Consider the following 1,716-nt stretch of genomic DNA (forward strand, 5'->3'; position numbering starts at 1 on the left):
GACTTCATGCTGACGGGGCGTCCCTCGGTGAGCTTCGCCTACGACCTGGCGCACTACGCGGGGACGGAGCGCGGCCTGTTCTACGACCTGGAGCACGTGTTCCCGGGGCCCGTGTGCAGGGACTTCGCCGCCCTGTGCACGGTGCTGGAACGGTTCGGGGACGGGCGGCTCGAACCGCCCGCCGACCTCGACCTGCGCCGTCGCACGTTCTTCGACCACCTCGACGACGGCAGCGCCTGGCGCGTCGTCGGCCGGGTCCGGGCGCTGGCCCTGGAGGGCGCCACGCCCATGGTACGGTGCTGACGATGGTGTCCCGCGCCCTCCCCGGCCCCGCCGACCTGGCCTCGAGGCTGCTGGCTTCGGGCCTGTTCGACCGCCGCTGGTACGCCGCCTGCGCCGGGCTCGACGACGCGCCGCTCGACCAGGTCGTCGGCCACTACGTCTCGGTCGGGCTCCCGTCCGGCCGTGGACCCAATGTCGACGCGGACCGGCTGCTCAACGCGCCGGCGCCGCCGGGGTCGACGGCCGAGCGCGAGGCGATCGCGCTGGTCCGCGATTCGGGGCTGCTCGACGTCGCGTTCTACCGCGGGCACAACCCGGACGCGGCCCGCGCCGGCATGGATCCACACGTCCATTTCCACCGCCACGGACGCAAGGAGCTGCGCAACCCGTCCGCGGCCTTCGACACCTGGTGGTACCAGAGCGCGTATCTCCCGCTGGCGGGAGACACGGTCGATCCGCTGCTCCACCACGTGCTGGTGGGGAGGAAGCTGGGCCTGGATCCGGCGCCGGCTCCCCGCCGGCCGGGTCCCGGTGCCTGCTGGCCGGGCGCCGGCGCGCGCCGGATCTGCCTGTTCGCCGGATACGACCCGGACGGGCTGGTCGACGACTACGTCGTGCGCTTCGTGCGCGAACTGTCGCGGCACGCCGACGTGTACTACCTCGCCGACTGCGACCTGGCCCCGGGCGAGCTCGACCGGCTGGCGCCGTACGCGAAGGGCGCGTGGGCCGAGCGCCACGGCACCTACGACTTCGGTTCGTGGTCGCGGCTGGCGCGCGAGCTGGTCGGCTGGGACACGGTGGCCGCGTACGACGAACTGCTGCTGGTCAACGACAGCTGCTACCTCGTGCGCCCGCTCGACGAGGTGTTCGCGAAGATGGAGGCCACCGCCTGCGACTGGTGGGGGCTGCAGGCGACCCAGCGGACCTGGACCGGCGCCGACGGCGCGTCGCCGCCGACCGTCGAGTCGGTGGTGGAGGGGCTCGCCGACGCGGGGCCTTCGGCCAGCCACCTCGACAGCCTGCACGTGAGCTCGTACTTCGTGGCCTACCGCGGCCCGGTGGTCCGGGACGACGGTTTCCGCCGGCTGCTCGACGGCGTGCGCGCGGAGCAGGACAAGTCGCGGATCATCCTCCGCTACGAGATCGGCGCCAGCCGCTACCTGCTCGGCGTCGGCCACCGGCTGGCGACCTTCATCGAGCACCTGTATCCCTACCACCCGATCTACAACGAGTACGCGTTCGAACTGCTGCGCTACGGCTTCCCGCTGTTCAAGCGCACCCTGCTGGGCGAGAACCCGAGGCGTTGCGCCGACCTGTCGCGCTGGAAGGATCGGGTGCTGGAGGCGGTGCCGGACGCGCCGGTGGAGGAGATGGAGCGCAACCTGCTGCGCGTTGCGGACGCGGACAAGCTCGAGCGCAGCTTCAGCGTGGTCA

At 72.3% G+C, this 1,716-nt stretch carries 2 protein-coding genes; both read left to right on the forward strand.

Annotated features, from left to right (window positions below):
• Positions 1-303, forward strand: a 303-nt coding sequence (locus FQY79_RS15300) for a CDP-glycerol glycerophosphotransferase family protein (RefSeq protein ID WP_186760110.1), incomplete at its 5' end; no start/stop codon positions are given.
• 2 nt (positions 304-305) lie between these two features.
• Positions 306-1,716: rhamnan synthesis F family protein (locus tag FQY79_RS15305; RefSeq protein ID WP_146313767.1), on the forward strand; the 1,411-nt coding region annotated here is incomplete at its 3' end.

Source organism: Luteimonas wenzhouensis (assembly GCF_007859305.1).
Classification (GTDB): Bacteria; Pseudomonadota; Gammaproteobacteria; order Xanthomonadales; family Xanthomonadaceae; genus Luteimonas; species Luteimonas wenzhouensis.